This window comes from Amycolatopsis sp. PS_44_ISF1 (assembly GCF_032335455.1).
Classification (GTDB): Bacteria; Actinomycetota; Actinomycetes; order Mycobacteriales; family Pseudonocardiaceae; genus Amycolatopsis.
Window position 1 is genome coordinate 310,998 of record NZ_JANUXO010000002.1, and the last position, 16,316, is coordinate 327,313.

The following is a 16,316-nucleotide window of genomic DNA, read 5'->3' on the forward strand; positions in this document are numbered from 1 at the left end:
GTGCACCAGACGACGAGATGCTCAACATTTTCGCCCGTGCCTCAGTCTCCCGCGTCACCGATCCCATCGGCCGGACGCTGGTCCGGGCCGGACTGACCCCCAACGCGATGACCGTGATCGGCACCGCGGGCGCTGTCGCGTGCGCGCTGGCCTTCTTCCCGCAGGGGCTCCTGCTGTGGGGGACGTTCACCGTGTGGGGGTTCGCCATGCTGGACCTGCTCGACGGGGCGATGGCCCGGGCCCGTGGTTACGGCACCCCGTTCGGCGCCGTGCTCGACGCCACCTGCGACCGGCTGGTGGACGGCGCGCTGTTCGCCGCCATCGCCTGGTGGTGCTTCGTGCGGGACCACGACAACCGGGCCGCCGCGGCGGCCCTGATCTGCCTGGTCCTCGCCCAGGTCATCTCCTACGTCAAGGCGCGCGCCGAAGCCTCCGGGCTGGAGGCCGACGGCGGGCTCGTCGAACGCGCGGAACGGCTGATCATCGCGCTGGTCGGCACCGGGCTGCACGGCCTCGGCGTGCCGTGGACGGTGGAGATCAGCCTCTGGCTGCTGGCCGTGCTCTCGGCGGTCACGCTGATCCAGCGGGCCGCGGCGGTCGCCCGGGCCGCGCGGGCCGTCGCCGCCCGCCCGGCTACGGAGAACACCGGGACTACCGTCGCCGCCCGCCCGGCTACGGAGAACACCGGGACTACCGGGATCACGGGGACCACCGGGGTTGCGGAGCCGGAGGCCGGAGGGCCGTCCCCGCGGCCCGGCGACGCGCGCCCGGGCGGGGCGCAGCCGTGAGCGCGCTGTCCCGGCGGCTCGGGGAGCTCGGGTACTCGGCGGGCTGGAGCCTGACCCGGCGGCTGCCGGAGCCGATGGGCTCGCTGCTGTTCGGGCTGGGCGCGGACGTGGCCGTGCGCCGGGGCGGCGCCGGGGTGCGGCAGCTGCGCGCCAACCTCGCGCGGGTGGTGCCGCAGGCCGACGAGACCGAGCTGGACGAGCTGGTCCGCCAGGCCATGCGCTCGTACGCGCGCTACTGGTTCGAGACCTTCCGCCTGCCCGCGATGGACCGCGAGGCGGTGATCGGCAAGGTGGACGCCAACATCACCGGCGTCGAGAACCTCGACGCCGCGCTGGCCGAGGGCAACGGCGCCGTGTGCGCCCTGCCGCACAGCGGCAACTGGGACGCCGCGGGCGTCTGGCTGGCCCACCACCTGGGCGGCTTCACCACCGTGGTCGAGCGGCTGGAGCCGGAGTCGGTCTACCGGCGGTTCGTCTCCTTCCGCGAGTCGCTGGGGTTCGAGATCGTTCCGCTGACCGGGGACAGCGCCGCGATGCGCGTGCTGCTCAAACGGCTGCGGGAGAACAAGGTGATCTGCCTGGTCGGCGACCGCGACCTGACCGCGAGCGGACTGCCGGTGAAGTTCTTCGGCGACCGCGCGCGGATGCCGGCCGGCCCGGCGCGGCTCGCGGCCACCACCGGGGCGGCCCTGCTGCCGGTCGGCTCGTGGTTCACCGAGGACGGCTGGCAGATGCGCGTGCACCCGCGGATCCGGGTCACCGCCCGGGCCGAGGTACCGGCGGCCACGCAGGCGCTGGCCGACGTGTTCGCCGGGGACATCGCCGCGCACCCGGCGGACTGGCACATGCTGCAGAAGTTCTGGCTGTCCGACCTCGAGGCCGGCGAAAGCACCGACGGTGCCGGTCTCGAAGAGGCGAGCTGAACCGGTGACGGCGAGCCAGGCGCGCGGGCTGAAGATCGGGATCGTGTGCCCCTACTCCTTCGACGTGCCCGGCGGGGTCCAGGGGCACGTGATCGATCTGGCCCGGGCGCTGATCGGGCGCGGCCACCGGGTTTCGGTGCTGGCGCCGGCCGACGACGACGCCGGGCTGCCGGACTTCGTGCACCCGGCCGGGAAGGCGCTCGGCGTCCGGTACAACGGCTCGGTGGCGCGGCTGCAGTTCGGCCCGGTGTCCTACGCGCGGGTGCGCCGCTGGATCCGGGACAACGACTTCGACGTGCTGCACCTGCACGAGCCGGCCGCGCCGAGCCTGTCGCTGCTGGCGCTGAAGATCGCCGACGGGCCGATCGTCGCCACCTTCCACACCGCGACCACGCGCTCGCGCACGCTCGCCGCGTTCCAGCCGGTGCTGCGGCCGCTGCTGGAGAAGATCACCGCGCGGATCGCGGTTTCGGCGCTGGCCCGCCGGGTCCAGGTGGAGCACGCGGGCGGGGACGCGGTCGAGATCCCCAACGGCGTGGACGTGGAGTTCTTCAGCCGGGCCCAGCCGTTGCCGGGTTATCCCCGGGCGGGGGGCACGGTCGGGTTCGTCGGCCGGTTCACCGAGCCGCGCAAGGGCATGGAGGTCCTGCTGGCGGCGCTGCGGCGGCTGCTGCCCGAGTTCGAGGAGCTGCGGCTGCTGGTGGTCGGGCGCGGGGAGCCGGAGCAGCTGCGCCGGATGGCCGGAGCGCGGCTGTGGCCGCACATCGAGCTGCTCGGCCAGGTGGACGACGCGACTAAGGCCCGTGCCCTGCGCAGCGTCGACGTCTACTGCGCGCCCAACACCGGCGGCGAGAGCTTCGGCATGATCCTGACCGAGGCGATGGCCGCGGGCACCCCGGTGCTGGCCAGCGGCCTCGACTCGTTCCGCCGCGTGCTCGACGACGGCAAGGCCGGTCTGCTCACCGAGACCGCCGACCCGGTTTCGCTGGCCGAAGGGCTGCGCGAACTGCTCGGCGACCCGGCGCGGCGGGCGTCGCTCGCCGCGGCGGCGGGGGAGCGGGTGACCGCCTACGACTGGTCGGTGGTGGTCACGCAGGTGCTGCGGGTGTACGAGACGGCCATCGCCGCCGACCCGCGGCGGGTCGTGGCGGCGGAGCGGGAGCCGGCCCGGTGAGCGCCGAGGCCCGTGAACCGTTCGTGACCGGGGTGCCCGCGTGAGCGTGCTGGACTGGCTGCTGCCCGCGATCGCCGTGGTCCTGGTGCTGGGCGGGCTCTTCCTGGTGGCCACGGCGAACCGGCTCGACCGGCTCCACGTCCGCACCGACGCGGGCTGGGCCGCGCTCGACGCGGCGCTGGCCCGGCGCGCGGTGGTCGCCCGGGCCGCCGCGGCGCTGCTCGGCGGGGACGGCGGGGACGGCTCCGGGCTGCGCGCGGTGGCCGAGCGGGCCGAAGGCGCGGCCCGCCCCGACCGTGAGGCCGAGGAGAACGAGCTGACGCTGGTGCTGGCCCGCGTCGACCGGTCCCGGCTGCCCGCGGTGCTGGCCGGGGAGCTGACCGACGCCGAACACCGGGTCGTGATCGCCCGGCGGGTGCACAACGACGCGGTCCGCGACACCCTGGCGCTGCGCCGCCGCCGCAAGGTGCGGTACTTCAAGCTCGCCGGCACCGCACCGCTGCCGGAGTACTTCGAGTTCGCCGAGCCGGACCTGTAGCGGTGGCAGACTGGGCGGCATGACCGCAGAACCCGGGGCCTGCGCCGTGGCGCACGGCGAAACCGAGGAAGAGCCGCCCGGACGGACGCTGGTCGCGGTGTTCGCGTCGCCCGTCTCGCGTTACCTGCTGGCTTACGCCGCCGACACGGGTTACCGCACGGTGCTGTTCGAGCCCGACCTCGCGCGCACCGCCGAAGGCTGCGACCTCCGCACCGCGCTACCGGAGCTGGACGCGGGCACCGACGTCGTGGTCACCGACCACCACCGGCCCGAGCTGGGCGAGGTGCTGCGGGCGGCGCTGGCCGGCGCCCCGCGCTGGATCGGCGTGCTCGGCAACCCGCGCCATCCGGGCCCGCACGTCGCGGCGCTGACCGCGCTCGGCGTGCCGGCGGCGGACATCGCCCGGGTGCACCGTCCGGTCGGGCTGAACATCGGCTCGCGCACCCCGCCGGAGATCGCCATCGCCACCCTGGCCGGTCTGCTGGCCGACCGCAACGACCGGCCCGGCGGCTTCGACTTCCCGTGAGGCCGCCGGGGCGAGCGCGCTTCAGCCCGGGAGGACGGTCCCCTCGGGCACCGGCTCGAACCGGGCCGGGCGGCGGGTGAAGGCGGCCGTGCCCGAAGACAGCGAGCGTAGGTCCACCACGTAGCGCACCAGTTCGGCGGCCGGGACCTCGGCGCGGATCACCGTGACCCCGGCCGTGCCGGTTTCGGTGCCCAGCACCCGGCCGCGCCGGGACTACAGGTCGCCCAGCACCGGGCCCAGGTGCTCGTCCGGCAGGGTGACCTCGACCTCGTCCAGCGGCTCCAGCCGGGTGAGCTCGGCGGCGGCCGCGGCCTCGCGCAGGCCCAGCGCGCCGGCGGTCTGGAAGGCGGTGTCGGAGGAGTCGACGCTGTGGGCCTTGCCGTCGACCAGGGTCACGCGCACGTCCACCACCGGGGGCCCGTCGCCGAGGCCGCGCCGCAGTTGCTCGCGCACGCCCTTCTCCACGCTCGGGATGAACTGGCGGGGCACGGACCCACCCACCACCGCGTCCACGAACTCGAAGCCGCTGCCGCGCGGCAACGGCTCCACCTCCAGTTCGCACACCGCGAACCGGCCGTGGCCGCCGGACTGCTTGACGTGCCGCCCGTGCCCGCGCGCGGGCCGGGCGAAGGTGGCGCGCAGGCTGATCCGCACCGGTTCGGTGCCGACCTCCGCCCCGCCCGCCCGCAGCCGCGACAGCACCACGTCGGCGTGCGCCTCGCCCGTGCACCACAGCACGAGCTGGCCGGTCTCGGCGTTGCGGTCCAGCCGCAGTGCCGGATCGGCCGCGACGAGCCGGGAAAGGGTGCGCGACAACGAGTCTTCGTCGCTGCGGGTGCCCGCGACCACGGCGACCGGCAGCAGCGGCTCGGGCATCGGCCAGGGCCGCATCACCAGCGAGTCCTCCGGTGAAGACACCGTGTCGCCGGTTTCCGCGGAGCCGATCTTGGTCAGCGCGCACAGTTCGCCGGCCACGCAGTACGGCACTTCGCGCAGGTTCGCGCCGAACGGCGAATACAGGTGCGTGACCCGTTCGTCGGCGTCGTGGTCCTCGTGCCCGCGTTCGGCCAGGCCGTGGCCGGAGACGTGCACGGCGTGCTCCGGCCGCAGCGTCCCGGAGAACACGCGGACCAGCGAAACGCGCCCGACGTAGGAATCGGCCGCGGTGCGCACCACCGCCGCGGCGAGCGGTCCGTCCGGATCGGCCGACAGCGCGCTGTGCGGGCCGCCCCCGGGCGTGGTCACCTCGGGCGGCCGGTGCTCCAGCGGCGAGGGGAAAGCGGACGATGCCGTCGAGCACCTCGGCCAGCCCGGTCCCGGTGGTGGCGCAGACCGGGACGACCGGGTGGAACGCACCGCGCGCGACCGCCGTTTCGAGATCGGCGATCAGCGTGTCCTCGGCGATCTCCGCACCGCCGAGGTACCGCTCCATCAGGGTCTCGTCCTCGCTTTCGGCGATGATGCCCTCGATCAGCTCGTCGCGGGCGCGGGCGGTCCCGGCCAGCTCGGCCGCTTCCAGCTCGCCGATCCGCGGCGGGTGGCCGGCGGAGTGCTCGAAGTAGCGCCGGGAGATCAGGCCGGCCAGCCCGTTGCGAACCGGCAGGTAGAGCGGCAGCACCCCGGGCCCGAACGCGGCCCGGACCGCGGCGATCGCGGTGAGCACGTCGGCGCGGTGGTGGTCGAGGCGGGAAACCACGACCGCGCGCGGCCGGCCGGCCGACGCGCACTCCTGCCACACCGCGATCGTGGCTGCGTCCACTCCTTCGGCCGCGCACACCACGAACAGGGCCGCGTCGGCGGCGCGCAGTTCGCCCACGAAATCGGCGTACCCGGGGGTGTCGATGAGGTTGATCTTGCCGCCCCGGTGCAGGATCGGGGCGACGGACAGGCCGACCGAGCGCTGCTGGCGGACCGCGGCCGGGTCGTGGTCGCCGACCGTGGTCCCGTCGAGCACGCGGCCGGCCCGCGCCACCGTGCCGGACGCGGCCAGCAGGGCTTCGACCAGGGTGGTCTTGCCCGCTCCCGAGGGCCCGGCGAGCACCACGTTGCGGACCCGGGCGGGGTCGGCCACCGCGACGGCGGCCCTGGCGGCCCCGGTGCTCCTGCTCGGCTTGTCGGCCATGACGGCTCCTCTGCGGACGACGGGCGCATGAGGTGTGTCCTCGATCACACACCCGTCACCGGGTCTGGGACAAGCCGCGGGCACCGGACCAGCCGTTTGCCCCCGGGCCCGGTGGGGTGAACGCGCGGCCGGAGGTGAACCGACGAAAGTTCCTGCGGCCTCCCGGCGACGCGGCCCGCGGGACCGGATGCCCCGCTCCGGCCGGCTCGCGCACCGAGGGCGACCCGGACGGGCGGTGGCCTCCCGGTCCGGGCCGGACTGTCCACAACGGACCGTCTACACTCGACGGATTCCCGGCAGCCGAGGAGGTGGCGCGGTGCAGGACGTGGCCTGGACCGTGGACGAGCTCGCGCGGACGCGGCTGGCGTTCTCGCCGTTGTGGGAGATCGTGGCCAGCGCCGGCGTGCTGCGGCACCCGGGGGAGCACGCGCTGCACCTGCCGTGGGTGAAACGCGCTTCGGTGGCGCTGGACCAGGCCGGGATCGACCTCACCCCGCTGGCCGGGCTGGTGGCCGGGCGGCCCGTGCCGCGTTTCCTGGCCCCGGTGCCCGCGTCGCCGGTGCCGGAGCTGGCCGACGAGCTGGCCGACCTGCGCGACGTCCCGGCCCGCGCGGTCCGGCGCGAGCTGGAGCGGACGGACCCGCCGTGGCCGCCCGCGCTGACCCGGTTGCACCGCGACCCGGAGGCCGGGCTGGAACGGCTGGCCAACCTGATGGAGCGCTACTGGGCGGTGGCGCTCGCGCCCGCGTGGCCGCGCATGCGCGCGCTGCTCGAAGGCGACGTCCTGCACCGCTCCCGGTTGCTCGCGGACGGCGCGGCCCAGGACGTCTTCGCCGACCTGGCGCCCGCCGTCCGATGGGCGGACGGCGGAGTGGCTGTCGCCGGACAGCGGGTGCCCGCGCCGGGTGCCTCACACGGCCGGGGGCTGGTGCTGGCGCCGTCGGTCTTCGTGTGGCCGCGCGTGGTTTCCCGGACGCACGCCGGTTCGCAGCCGGTGCTGCGGTACCCGGCCCGCGGGCTGGCCGGGCTGTGGGAGGCGGGGGGCACGCAGTCGCCGGCCGCGCTGCGCGGGGTGCTCGGGCGCAGCCGCAGCATCCTGCTCGCCGCCCTGGCCACCCCGGCCGATTCGGCCGGCCTGGCCCGGCGCACCGGCCTGAAGGCGGCGGTGGTGGCCAAGCACCTGGAACTGCTGTCGGCCGCCGGACTGCTCACCACCACTCCCGACGGGGTGCACGTCCGCACCTCCGCCGCCGACGACCTGGTCGCGGCCGGGGAGTGAGGATTGCCCGCGGTCCCCGCCCGGGTGGTCACGGCACTCGGCCGGGCTCGGCTGGTGGCCGGGGTAGGCAGTGGTCAGAAGCCCCGGCGGGGCTGGCTGGTGGCCGGGGCGGGCAGTGGTCAGGACGCCCCGGCGGGGCCGGCTGGTGGCCGGGTCGGGCCGGTCTCAGCGGCGGTGGTCAGGGCCACTGGGGCCGAGTGAGCGGTGGGCAGGGCACTCGGCCCGGGCCAAGCGGCGGCAGTCCCGGCCGGGCCGGGCACTGGTGGTCACGGCAGTGAAGCCAGGCCGGGCCGACCGGCCGCCGCCGCGGTGGTCACGGCACTCCGGCCAGCCGGAGCAGGGCGGTGGTCGCCGCGGCGGCGACCACGACCGCGACGAACGGGGCCTTGCGCCAGGCCAGCACCCCGCCGGCCAGCACCCCGGCCGGGCGGGCGAACCCGGCGAACCCGTGGCCCTCGGTCAGCGCGCTGGTGGCGACCAGCGCGGCCAGCAGCACGACCGCGGCCAGCGCCATCAGCCGTTCCGCGCGCGGGGACAGCTTCACCCGCGTCCGCAGCACCGGTCCAGCGAAGCGGAACGCGAACGTGCCCGCACCCAGTACCACGGCCGCGACGACCAGTTCGGCGGCATCCATCAGCAGGCCCCTTCGGGTTGTGGTTCACGGGGTTTCGGCTCCTTCGCCGCCGCCCCCGCGACCACGCCGACCAGCGCGAACAGCACGGGCAGCCCGGCGGGCAGGAACGGCGTCGCGACCAGGGCGGCCACCACCCCGAGCAGGACCGGCAGGCGGGTGGCCCGGTCGCGCAGGGATGGCAGCACCAGGGCCAGCAGCACCGCGGGAAACGCGGCGTCGAGACCGAACGCGTCGGTGTCGCTGATCGCGGTCCCGGCGAAGGCGCCGAGTGCGACACCGAGGTTCCAGCACGCGAACAGGCCCGCGCCGCAGGCCCAGTACGCGGCGCGCTTGCGGTCGGAATCCTTCTGCGCCAGCGCGAACGCCACCGATTCGTCGATCATCAGGTGGCTGCCCGCGATCCGGCTCGCCCAGCGCGGGCCGAGCACGTCGCCGATCGCGAAGCCGAACGGCACGTGCCGTGCGTTCACCAGCAGGCCGGCCACGACGGCGGCCAGCGGGTTGCCGCCCGCCGCCACGATGCCGACGAACATGAACTGCGAAGCGCCGGCGAAGACCAGCAGGGACAGCAGCATCGGGGCCCAGAACGGGAAGCCGGAGCTCACCGAGATGGCCCCGTAGGACACGCCCACCAGGGTGTCGGCCAGGCAGACCAGGCCGATGTCCCGGGCCAGCGCCGGATCGAGTGTTCGCCATATCGAACGCATAGTGCCTTATACTGAACACACCCTCGCCTGTTCGTCAAGGCGAACGAGAAGACTGATGGAGCGAACACACATGCCGCACGACAGCGGGAGTGCCCCGCTCGACATCATCGCGTCGTCACTGCGCCGCGAGCGGACCCGGGCCGGGCTGTCCCAGACCGAGCTGGCGCGGCTGGCCGGTCTCGCGAAGTCCACGCTCTCGCAACTGGAATCCGGCTCGGGCAACCCGAGCGTGGAGACGCTGTGGGCGCTGGGCGTCGCGCTCGACGTGCCGTTCTCCCGCTTGGTGGAGCCCGAACGGACCCAGGTCCGCGTGGTCCGCGCGGGCAAGGGCCCGACGGTGTTCGCCGAGCACGCCGACTACGCCTGCACGCTCCTGTCGGCGTGCCCGCCCTCGGCCCGCCGGGACCTGTACGTGATCCGCGCGGAGCCGGGCACCCCGCGCCGGTCGGACCCGCACATGAACGGCGTGGTCGAGCACATCGTGATCTGCGCCGGCCGCGCCCGCGTCGGCGTGGCCGACGACCCGGTCGAACTCCGGGCCGGCGACTACATCTCCTACCCCGGCGACGTCCGGCACATCTTCGAGGCCCTGGAGCCGGGCACGTTCGGGGTGGAGGTTTCGGAGTATTCCTGAGGCTTCGACGGCCGCGGAGAAGGAGTTCCCGAGCATCAGCGGCAGTCGGCACGGCCGGTTCACCGAGGCGGATCGCGTGGGCCTTCCCGGCGCTTCCGCTCACCCCGGCCGAGGTTGCACCGGACCGGCCCACGATCGCGTCGCCCGGGGCCGGGCTGAACCGGCGTGGGACACTGCCCCGTGGCCGAAATCTCCCGCACCTTCGCCGTCCGCGCCCCCTTGCCGGTGGTGCTGGACTACCTCGCCGATTGGGGTAACTCGCGCGAATGGGACCCCGGCACGATCAGCTGCGTCCAGATCGGCGACGGGCCCGTCGAAGTGGGGACCGAGTGGCGCAACGTCCTCAGGCTGCTCGGCCGGCGGGTCACCGTCGTCTTCCGCCGGGAACCGGCCCGGGAGGGCAGGTTCGTGTTCTCCGGACGGAACCGGGGGGCCACCTCGACCGACACGATCACCTGCGCCGGCCTCGACGACGGCCGCACTTCGATCACCTACCACTCGCAGGTCCGGTTCCACCGCACGGCGAAGCTCTTCGGCCCCCTGCTGGTCCGGGAGTTCGAACGGATCGGCGACCGGCTGGTCCCGCAACTGACCACCGCGCTGGAGAAGCGAGCCTGAACGCGCGGTCCGGCCGGCCCGGATGCCGTTCACCGGGCTCACCGCGGCCGGGGGGACAGGGCGGGTGGCGGGGTGCCGCTCCAGCCGATCGACCGGCCGGATCCAGCCGGTCGACCGGAAGATCCGGCCGGGGCGCCGATGCGGTCCCGTGCTCGTGGACCCGATCATGGATCCGGGGCGTGATCGGCGCCTCCGGTGGCCGAGTCCCGCTCGGGTGATCCCGCCGGACCGGACGAGGGGAGACCGAGGGTGAACGTGTGTCCGGGAACGACCGCACCGGTGCGGCGGCGGGCTCGGCCCGGCGCCGGGCCGACCGCGCTGACGGCGCTGACGGCGCTGGTGACCGTGGTGCTGCTGGTCGCCGGTTGCGCGCCCCGGGAGGCGCGGGGGGAGACCGGTGAGCCCCACGGCCCGGCGGGCGAACCGAAGATCGTGGCCTTGGTCTACAACGGACCGCAGGGCTGCGACGACTGCGCGCCCGCGGTGGCCAGGGCCTTGCGCTCGCTGCCGCGGCCGGTCGAGGTCGAATACGTGGGGCCGGGCACGGGCCGGCCCCTCACCGCCGCCACCCTGGCCGGGGCCCAGCTCTACGTCCAGCCCGGCGGCGGGGACGACCTGGCCGGGACCTGGCGGGACCTGGCCGGGTCCGCCGACGCGGTGCGGAACTGGGTCCGCGCCGGCGGAAGCTACCTGGGGCTGTGCTTCGGCGGTTACCTGGCCGGTCACGATCCGGGGTTCGGCCTGGTGCCGGGGGACACCTACGGCTACGCCGGTTCGCCGGGCGCGGAGGTGCCCGACGGGCGGCACACCGTGGTGGAGGTGTCCTGGCGCGGCCGGGCCCGGCACCTGTACTTCCAGGACGGCCCGGCGGTCGAGCTGCGGCCCGGCGCCGGCGCCGAGGTCCTGGCCACCTACTCCACCGGGGCCGCCGCGGTCGTCGTCGCCCCCTACGGCCAGGGCCGGGTCGGGGTCAGCGGCCCGCACCCGGAAGCCGAGCAGTCCTGGTACGACGAGCACGGACTGGTCAACCCCGACGGCGTCCGGCTCGACCTCGCGCGGGAGCTGATCGAGCGCACCCTGGCCCGCTGACGGCCGGGGCGGCGGGCCGGGTGCTCACGAATGAGGCCCGCGTCCGCCGAGGGGCAGCCGCAGGCACAGGCGGAAGCCGCCCCCGGGCAGCGGACCGGCCTCCACCGTGCCGCCGAGCAGTGCGGCCCGTTCACCCAGGCCGGTCAAGCCGAGCCCGGAGCCGGGCAGCGCGGGCGCGGGCCGGGTGGCCGGGGTGTTGCCGACGCTCACCGTGAGCTCAACCCCGTCGTGGGAGATCTCGACGTCGGCGTGGCCGCCGGGCGCGTGCTTGCGCACGTTGGTCAGCGCTTCCTGCACGGTGCGGTAGATCGTGCGCTGGTGGGCGGGGCCGAGGCCGGCCGGGGCCGAACCGGTCAGCCGCACGGTGATCCCGCTGGTGGCGATCAGCCGGTCCAGACCGGACAGCGCCGGCTGCGGCGCCGGCCCGGCGGCCGGATCACCCGAGCCGCGCAGCAGCGTCACCATGTGGCGGAGCTCGTCGAGGGTGTCCACCGAGAGGCGGCGGACGGTCTCGGCCACCTCCCGCGCCGCCGGGTCGGCGGTGGACACGCCGAGCGCGCCCGCCTGCACGGCGATCAGGCTGACCTGGTGGGAGACCACGTCGTGCATTTCGCGGGCGAGCTGGTTGCGTTCCTTCGCCAGGACCACCTGGGCGTCCAGCTCGCGTTCGTGCTCGCGGACCCGCTCGATCTCCTGGAGGCGGAGCGAGAGCTCCCGCCGGGTCCGCACCAGAGTGCCGAGCAGGATCGGCGCGGCCGCGGTCATCACCGCGTACAGCACGGTCGTGGCGAGGTCGCTCCGGGAAAACTGCGCACCCCAGCCCGGAAACGCGTACCCCGCCGCGGCCAGGACCCCGCACGCGGCGAGCAGCCGCCGGTCCCGGTGTTGCCGCGCCACGGTGTAGAGGGCGATGAGCGTCGCGACGACCGAGCCCGCGATGGCCAGCGCGGGCAGGGAAACGACGAACACGGCGATCGGCCACCACCGCCGGAGCGGGATCACGACGAGGGCCGCCGCGGCGGCGCCGAGGGCCACCGCCGGGGTGAGGTGGGCGAGGTCCGCGTCGACCGCGGCGACGGCGATCAGCCCGGCGTCGACGAGCACCGGGCGCAGCCGTCTCACGACGGCTCCGCCCGGTCGCTGAGCAAGCCGGCCTGCTGAGCCAGCAGGGCTGCCTCGACGCGGGTGGCGACGCCCAGCTTGGCCAGGACGGCGGACACGTGGTCCTTGACCGTGCCCAGGCTCAGGTGCAGGCGGCCGGCGATGTCGGCGTTGGACGAACCGCCGGCGAGGCGGACGAGGACCAGGCGCTCGCGTTCGGACAGCCGGCCGATCAGCCCGGCCGCCGCGCCGGTGGTGCCGGGGTCCGGGTAACCGTCGACGACGGTGCGGGTGACCTCCGGGGAGAGCACCACGCCGCCGGCGGCCAGCGTGCGGACGCTCTGGGCCAGCAACTCGGGTGCGGTGTCCTTCAGGAGGAAGCCCGCCGCGCCGGAACGCAGGGCGGTGGCGATGTAGTCGTCGGAGGAGAAGGTGGTGAGCATCGCCACCGCGGGAGCGTCCGGCCGCTCGCGCACCCGGCGCAGGACGGTGAGCCCGTCGACGTCGGGCATGCGGATGTCGAGCAGCACGACATCGGGCTCGTGGGCGCCGATCTCCTGCACCGCGTCGGCCCCGGTCGCGGTCGCCACCACTTCGATGCCGTCGGCCGCTTGCAGGATGAGACCGATCCCGGAGCGGATCAACTGCTCGTCGTCGACGACGACCACTCTGATCATGGCCCCAGTTTCGCTGCCGCTCGCCGGCCGTTGCCACCTGGGCCCGGACCGGGCGCGATCGGTATCGGCGCGGGTGGACGAACACCCGGTCCCCGACGCGAAGGCCAGCTTCGGCACCGGGCAGCCTGCCCGGATCGACACGAGGGCGCCGCACCGGCTGTGTCCGGCCCGGCGATACCGGCGGGCGTCAGGGTTTCCGGTGCAGGGCGGCGATTCCGGCGAGAAAGATGTCCACCCCCACGAGGAACTGCTCGCGGTCGTCGTGCTCGCCCAACCGGGACGCGGCCGCCCGCACGAAGGGATAGCGGTCCGGGTCGGCCTGCGCCCATCGCGCGGCGGCGTCGTCCAGGAAGGACTGCCGGTCCTGGTCGCTGCTCGCACGCAGTCGCGCGTTCGAAGCGTTCTGCGCGGCAACGCCGAGGACGTAGTTCACGAGCGCTCCCGACGCGTCGAAGCGCGCTTCGTCCGCGACACCGAGGTCGTCGAGCAGTCGGCCGACGCCTTCGTAGAAGTCCAGCAGTGCGGGCCGCCACGGCTGACGGGAGAATTCCGCGCCGACCCAAGGATGGGCGTCGATCGCGTCGAACAGGCCGAGGGCGAGGGCGCGCAGGGCGGCGCGGGGATCCGGCTCGCCGGCCCCGCCCGGCCGCACGCCGGTGATGACCTCGTCGGCGGCCGCGGCGAGCAGATCGCCCTTGTCCGCGACGTGGTGGTAGATCGCCCCGTAACCGGTGCTCAGGCGGACGGTGAGGGCGCGCAGGGTCAGCGCCTTCTCGCCGCCCCCGTCGAGCATCTCGATCGCGGTCCGGATGATCAGGTCCCTCGACAGGCTGTCCGCCCGCCGCGGGGCTCGGGCGGGCCTGCTTTCCGTGTCGTCCTCCACGGGTTCAGCATCGCATGGATGGATCGCCACTCCAACTCGTGCTAGCTTGATTGGAGTGGCGATCCAAAGACCGGGTCGCGTCCCGTCGAGAATCCAGGAGGGCACGATGGCGATCTCCGCCACGATCATCGGAGCGGGACTGGGCGGCCTGACGCTGGCCCGCGTGCTGCACCTGCAGGGCATCCCGGCGACGGTCTACGAAGCCGAGCCCGGCCCGGACTCCCGCCGCCAGGGCGGACTGCTCGACCTCCACCCCCGCCACGGGCAGGCCGCGCTGGAGCTGGCCGGGCTGGGCGAGGGCTTCCGCAAGCTGATCCTGCCGGGCCGCGAGGCGTACCGGGTGGTGGACCGGACCGGGAAGCTGCTGCTCGACCGGCTCGACGCGGGCACCGGTGAGCGTCCGGAGGTGCCGCGCGGCGCGCTGCGGCAGCTCCTGCTCGACTCGCTGCCCGCCGGGACCGTCCGCTGGGGCGGCAAGGTCACCGCGGTGTGGCCCCTCGGCCGAGGCCGCCACCGGATCGGCTTCGCCCACGGCGCCGACGTGGATTCGGACCTGCTCATCGGGGCCGACGGCGCCTGGTCCCGCGTGCGGCCGCTGCTTTCGCCCGCCACTCCGGAGTACTTCGGCGTGTGCAGCGTGGAGACTTTCCTCTTCGACGCGCAGGCCCGTCATCCCGCCTCCGCGGAGGCGGTCGGGGCCGGCTCGCTGTTCGCGCTGGCCCCGGGCCGGGGGTTGCTGGCCCATCGTGAAGGCGGCGGGACCCTGCACAGCTACGCCCAGCTCAAGAAGCCTCGGGACTGGTTCACCGCGCTGGACCCCACCGACGCCGCCGGCCTGACCGCGCGGGTGGTGAAGGAGTTCGACGGGTGGTCGCCCGCGCTCACCGCCCTGATCACCGAAAGCAGCACCCCACCGGTGCTGCGGCCGGTCTTCGCCCTACCGGCCGGGCACCGATGGGCGCGCGTGCCGGGGGTGAGCCTGCTCGGCGACGCCGCCCACCTGCGGCCACCGAACGGCGAGGGCGCCAACCTGGCCATGCTCGACGGCGCCGAACTCGGCCGGGCGCTGGCCGCGCACCCCGATGACGTGGAGACTGCGCTCGCCGCGCACGAAGACGCCATGTTCGCCCGCGCCGCGGCCGTCGAGGCCGAGGACGACGGCTTCTACGCGGCCCTGATCGACGACCACGCGCCCCACGGCCTGCTCGCCCTGATGACCGGCGCCGGACCGGACGCGTGATCCCCGGGCCGCGCCGATCCGGACCCGGTTCCGGATCGAGGCCGTCGTCCGCGTCGCGACTCGCGGAACCCGCCCCGATCGTCACCTGCCCGGCTGCCACTGCGGGGTCCGGGGGAGACCGGCCCCGCGGACCGAGGCCCGCGGGGCCGGTTCCCGCCGCAAAGGCCGGTCAGCGGTCCTGGAACCGCGTGAACTCGGTGCCGTACTGCGTACCTTCCTGCCCGTCGGTCTTGGACCAGGGCACGTTGATGCCGACCATGGCCTCGCCCAGGCCGCGCGAGACCTTGGCCAGGACGTCCGGGTCGTCGTGGAAGGTGGTGGCCTTGACGATCGCTTCGGCGCGCTGGGCCGGGTTGCCCGACTTGAAGATGCCGGAGCCGACGAACACGCCCTCGGCGCCGAGCTGCATCATCATGGCCGCGTCGGCCGGGGTGGCGATGCCGCCGGCGGTGAACAGGACCACCGGCAGCTTGCCCCGCTCCGCGACCTCCTTGACCAGCTCGTACGGGGCCTGAAGTTCCTTCGCGGCGACGAACAGCTCGTCCTCGGGCAGCGCGCCGAGCTTCCGGATCTCGGCGCGGATCTTGCGCATGTGGGTGGTGGCGTTGGAGACGTCGCCGGTCCCGGCCTCGCCCTTGGAGCGGATCATCGCCGCGCCCTCGGTGATCCGGCGCAGGGCCTCGCCCAGGTTGGTCGCGCCGCAGACGAAGGGCACGGTGAACGCCCACTTGTCGATGTGGTTGGCGTAGTCGGCCGGGGTGAGCACCTCGGACTCGTCGACGTAGTCGACGCCGAGCGACTGGAGCACCTGGGCCTCGACGAAGTGGCCGATCCGGGCCTTGGCCATCACCGGGATCGACACGGTCTCGATGATGCCGTCGATCAGGTCCGGGTCGCTCATCCGCGCGACGCCGCCCTGCGCGCGGATGTCGGCGGGCACGCGCTCGAGCGCCATCACCGCGACCGCGCCGGCGTCCTCGGCGATCTTGGCCTGTTCGGCGGTGACCACGTCCATGATCACGCCGCCCTTGAGCATCTCCGCCATGCCGCGCTTCACCTTGGCGGTGCCGGTGGCGGACTGGGGTGCGGGACTGGGCTGCTGCTCGGACAACTCGGGGCCTTTCTCGCGGAACTCGCTGGTCGCTTTCGAGGGTAGGTCCGAGGTGGACCGGTGAGGCAGGCCAGTGGACGGGTATCTCGGCAGTCCACTTTCCCCTCGGACGCCACCAGGGATTCCGGCGGCGCGCGACCGGTGTCGGCCGGGTCACCTCGGCGGACCCGCGCGAACAGCCCTCCCGGAGTAGCCACTCGGCAGTGGTTCCAGCAGTCCACTGCGTAGGGCAGGAGAGCGGCCGGAGCTGGCCGGAAGGTCGGCTGGGCCGG

At 74.6% G+C, this 16,316-nt stretch carries 15 protein-coding genes and 2 pseudogenes; 10 read left to right on the plus strand and 7 right to left on the minus strand.

Features of this window, described 5'->3' with window-relative positions:
- Nucleotides 1-17: 17 nt before the first annotated feature.
- The 5 genes and pseudogenes from pgsA to NYF13_RS16200 form a co-directional block, all read left to right on the plus strand.
- Nucleotides 18-632: pseudogene (gene pgsA / locus NYF13_RS16180) on the plus strand (phosphatidylinositol phosphate synthase); the annotation flags it as partial.
- A gap of 152 nt (nt 633-784) precedes the next feature.
- Complete coding sequence (locus NYF13_RS16185; protein ID WP_315657742.1) at nt 785-1,711, plus strand: phosphatidylinositol mannoside acyltransferase; 927 nt, start codon at nt 785-787, stop codon at nt 1,709-1,711.
- 28 nt (nt 1,712-1,739) lie between these two features.
- Nucleotides 1,740-2,885 (plus strand): glycosyltransferase family 4 protein, encoded by a 1,146-nt coding sequence (locus NYF13_RS16190; RefSeq protein ID WP_315660330.1) that lies wholly within the window; start codon nt 1,740-1,742, stop codon nt 2,883-2,885.
- Between the two features lie 40 nt (nt 2,886-2,925).
- Nucleotides 2,926-3,423, plus strand: a complete 498-nt coding sequence (locus tag NYF13_RS16195) for an NUDIX hydrolase (protein WP_315657744.1) — start codon at nt 2,926-2,928, stop codon at nt 3,421-3,423.
- A gap of 19 nt (nt 3,424-3,442) precedes the next feature.
- A complete protein-coding gene (locus NYF13_RS16200; RefSeq protein ID WP_315657745.1) occupies nt 3,443-3,949 on the plus strand; it encodes an XdhC family protein in 507 nt (168 codons plus the stop codon).
- A 21-nt stretch (nt 3,950-3,970) separates the two neighbouring features.
- On the opposite strand, the pseudogene NYF13_RS16205 reads toward NYF13_RS16200, so the two are convergent.
- Nucleotides 3,971-6,071, minus strand: a pseudogene (locus NYF13_RS16205) (elongation factor G-like protein EF-G2).
- A gap of 316 nt (nt 6,072-6,387) precedes the next feature.
- On the opposite strand from NYF13_RS16205, the gene NYF13_RS16210 reads away from it, so the two are divergent.
- Nucleotides 6,388-7,350, plus strand: coding sequence for a DUF5937 family protein (locus NYF13_RS16210; protein ID WP_315657747.1), 963 nt, complete (start codon nt 6,388-6,390; stop codon nt 7,348-7,350).
- Nucleotides 7,351-7,663: 313 nt separating this feature from the next.
- On the opposite strand, the gene NYF13_RS16215 is transcribed toward NYF13_RS16210, so the two are convergent.
- The gene (locus tag NYF13_RS16215) at nt 7,664-7,984 is read right to left on the minus strand and encodes an AzlD domain-containing protein (protein ID WP_315657750.1); all 321 of its coding nucleotides are present in this window, start codon (nt 7,982-7,984) and stop codon (nt 7,664-7,666) included.
- Nucleotides 7,984-8,691, minus strand: coding sequence for an AzlC family ABC transporter permease (locus tag NYF13_RS16220; RefSeq protein WP_315657753.1), 708 nt, complete (start codon nt 8,689-8,691; stop codon nt 7,984-7,986). Before NYF13_RS16220 ends, NYF13_RS16215 begins: the two co-directional genes overlap by 1 nt.
- A 55-nt stretch (nt 8,692-8,746) precedes the next feature.
- On the opposite strand from NYF13_RS16220, the gene NYF13_RS16225 reads away from it, so the two are divergent.
- The 3 genes from NYF13_RS16225 (at nt 8,747) to NYF13_RS16235 (ending at nt 11,032) form a co-directional block, all read left to right on the plus strand.
- Complete coding sequence (locus NYF13_RS16225) at nt 8,747-9,325, plus strand: XRE family transcriptional regulator (protein ID WP_315657755.1); 579 nt, start codon at nt 8,747-8,749, stop codon at nt 9,323-9,325.
- A 180-nt stretch (nt 9,326-9,505) separates the two neighbouring features.
- Nucleotides 9,506-9,943: an SRPBCC family protein gene (locus NYF13_RS16230; RefSeq protein WP_315657757.1), complete on the plus strand. Its 438-nt coding sequence runs from the start codon at nt 9,506-9,508 to the stop codon at nt 9,941-9,943.
- Nucleotides 9,944-10,222: 279 nt separating this feature from the next.
- Nucleotides 10,223-11,032: a BPL-N domain-containing protein gene (locus NYF13_RS16235; protein WP_315657759.1), complete on the plus strand. Its 810-nt coding sequence runs from the start codon at nt 10,223-10,225 to the stop codon at nt 11,030-11,032.
- A 24-nt stretch (nt 11,033-11,056) separates the two neighbouring features.
- Here the strand turns inward: NYF13_RS16235 and NYF13_RS16240 are convergent, their stop codons facing one another.
- From NYF13_RS16240 to NYF13_RS16250, 3 genes are all read right to left on the minus strand, one after another.
- Nucleotides 11,057-12,154, minus strand: a complete 1,098-nt coding sequence (locus tag NYF13_RS16240) for a histidine kinase (protein WP_315657761.1) — start codon at nt 12,152-12,154, stop codon at nt 11,057-11,059.
- Nucleotides 12,151-12,810, minus strand: a complete 660-nt coding sequence (locus NYF13_RS16245) for a response regulator transcription factor (protein WP_315657764.1) — start codon at nt 12,808-12,810, stop codon at nt 12,151-12,153. The genes NYF13_RS16240 and NYF13_RS16245 overlap by 4 nt, the downstream gene beginning before the upstream one ends.
- A 187-nt stretch (nt 12,811-12,997) precedes the next feature.
- Nucleotides 12,998-13,603 (minus strand): TetR/AcrR family transcriptional regulator C-terminal domain-containing protein, encoded by a 606-nt coding sequence (locus NYF13_RS16250; protein WP_315660331.1) that lies wholly within the window; start codon nt 13,601-13,603, stop codon nt 12,998-13,000.
- Nucleotides 13,604-13,799: 196 nt separating this feature from the next.
- Here NYF13_RS16250 and NYF13_RS16255 point away from each other — a divergent pair, with 196 nt between their 5' ends.
- The gene (locus NYF13_RS16255) at nt 13,800-14,933 is read left to right on the plus strand and encodes an NAD(P)/FAD-dependent oxidoreductase (RefSeq protein WP_315657766.1); all 1,134 of its coding nucleotides are present in this window, start codon (nt 13,800-13,802) and stop codon (nt 14,931-14,933) included.
- A gap of 169 nt (nt 14,934-15,102) precedes the next feature.
- On the opposite strand, the gene pdxS is transcribed toward NYF13_RS16255, so the two are convergent.
- Entirely contained in the window at nt 15,103-16,044 is a 942-nt protein-coding gene (gene pdxS / locus NYF13_RS16260; RefSeq protein WP_315657769.1) for a pyridoxal 5'-phosphate synthase lyase subunit PdxS, read from the minus strand.
- Between the last annotated feature and the right edge of the window lie 272 nt (nt 16,045-16,316).

Excerpts from the sequence above, each read along its gene's own strand:
- NYF13_RS16220 (WP_315657753.1), bottom strand. The coding sequence starts at position 8,691 with ATGCGTTCGATATGGCGAACACTCGATCCGGCGCTGGCCCGGGACATC.
- NYF13_RS16215 (WP_315657750.1), bottom strand. The coding sequence starts at position 7,984 with ATGGATGCCGCCGAACTGGTCGTCGCGGCCGTGGTACTGGGTGCGGGC.
- NYF13_RS16255 (WP_315657766.1), top strand. The coding sequence starts at position 13,800 with ATGGCGATCTCCGCCACGATCATCGGAGCGGGACTGGGCGGCCTGACG.
- NYF13_RS16200 (WP_315657745.1), top strand. The coding sequence starts at position 3,443 with ATGACCGCAGAACCCGGGGCCTGCGCCGTGGCGCACGGCGAAACCGAG.
- NYF13_RS16250 (WP_315660331.1), bottom strand. The coding sequence starts at position 13,603 with ATGCTCGACGGGGGCGGCGAGAAGGCGCTGACCCTGCGCGCCCTCACC.
- NYF13_RS16245 (WP_315657764.1), bottom strand. The coding sequence starts at position 12,810 with ATGATCAGAGTGGTCGTCGTCGACGACGAGCAGTTGATCCGCTCCGGG.
- NYF13_RS16225 (WP_315657755.1), top strand. The coding sequence starts at position 8,747 with ATGGAGCGAACACACATGCCGCACGACAGCGGGAGTGCCCCGCTCGAC.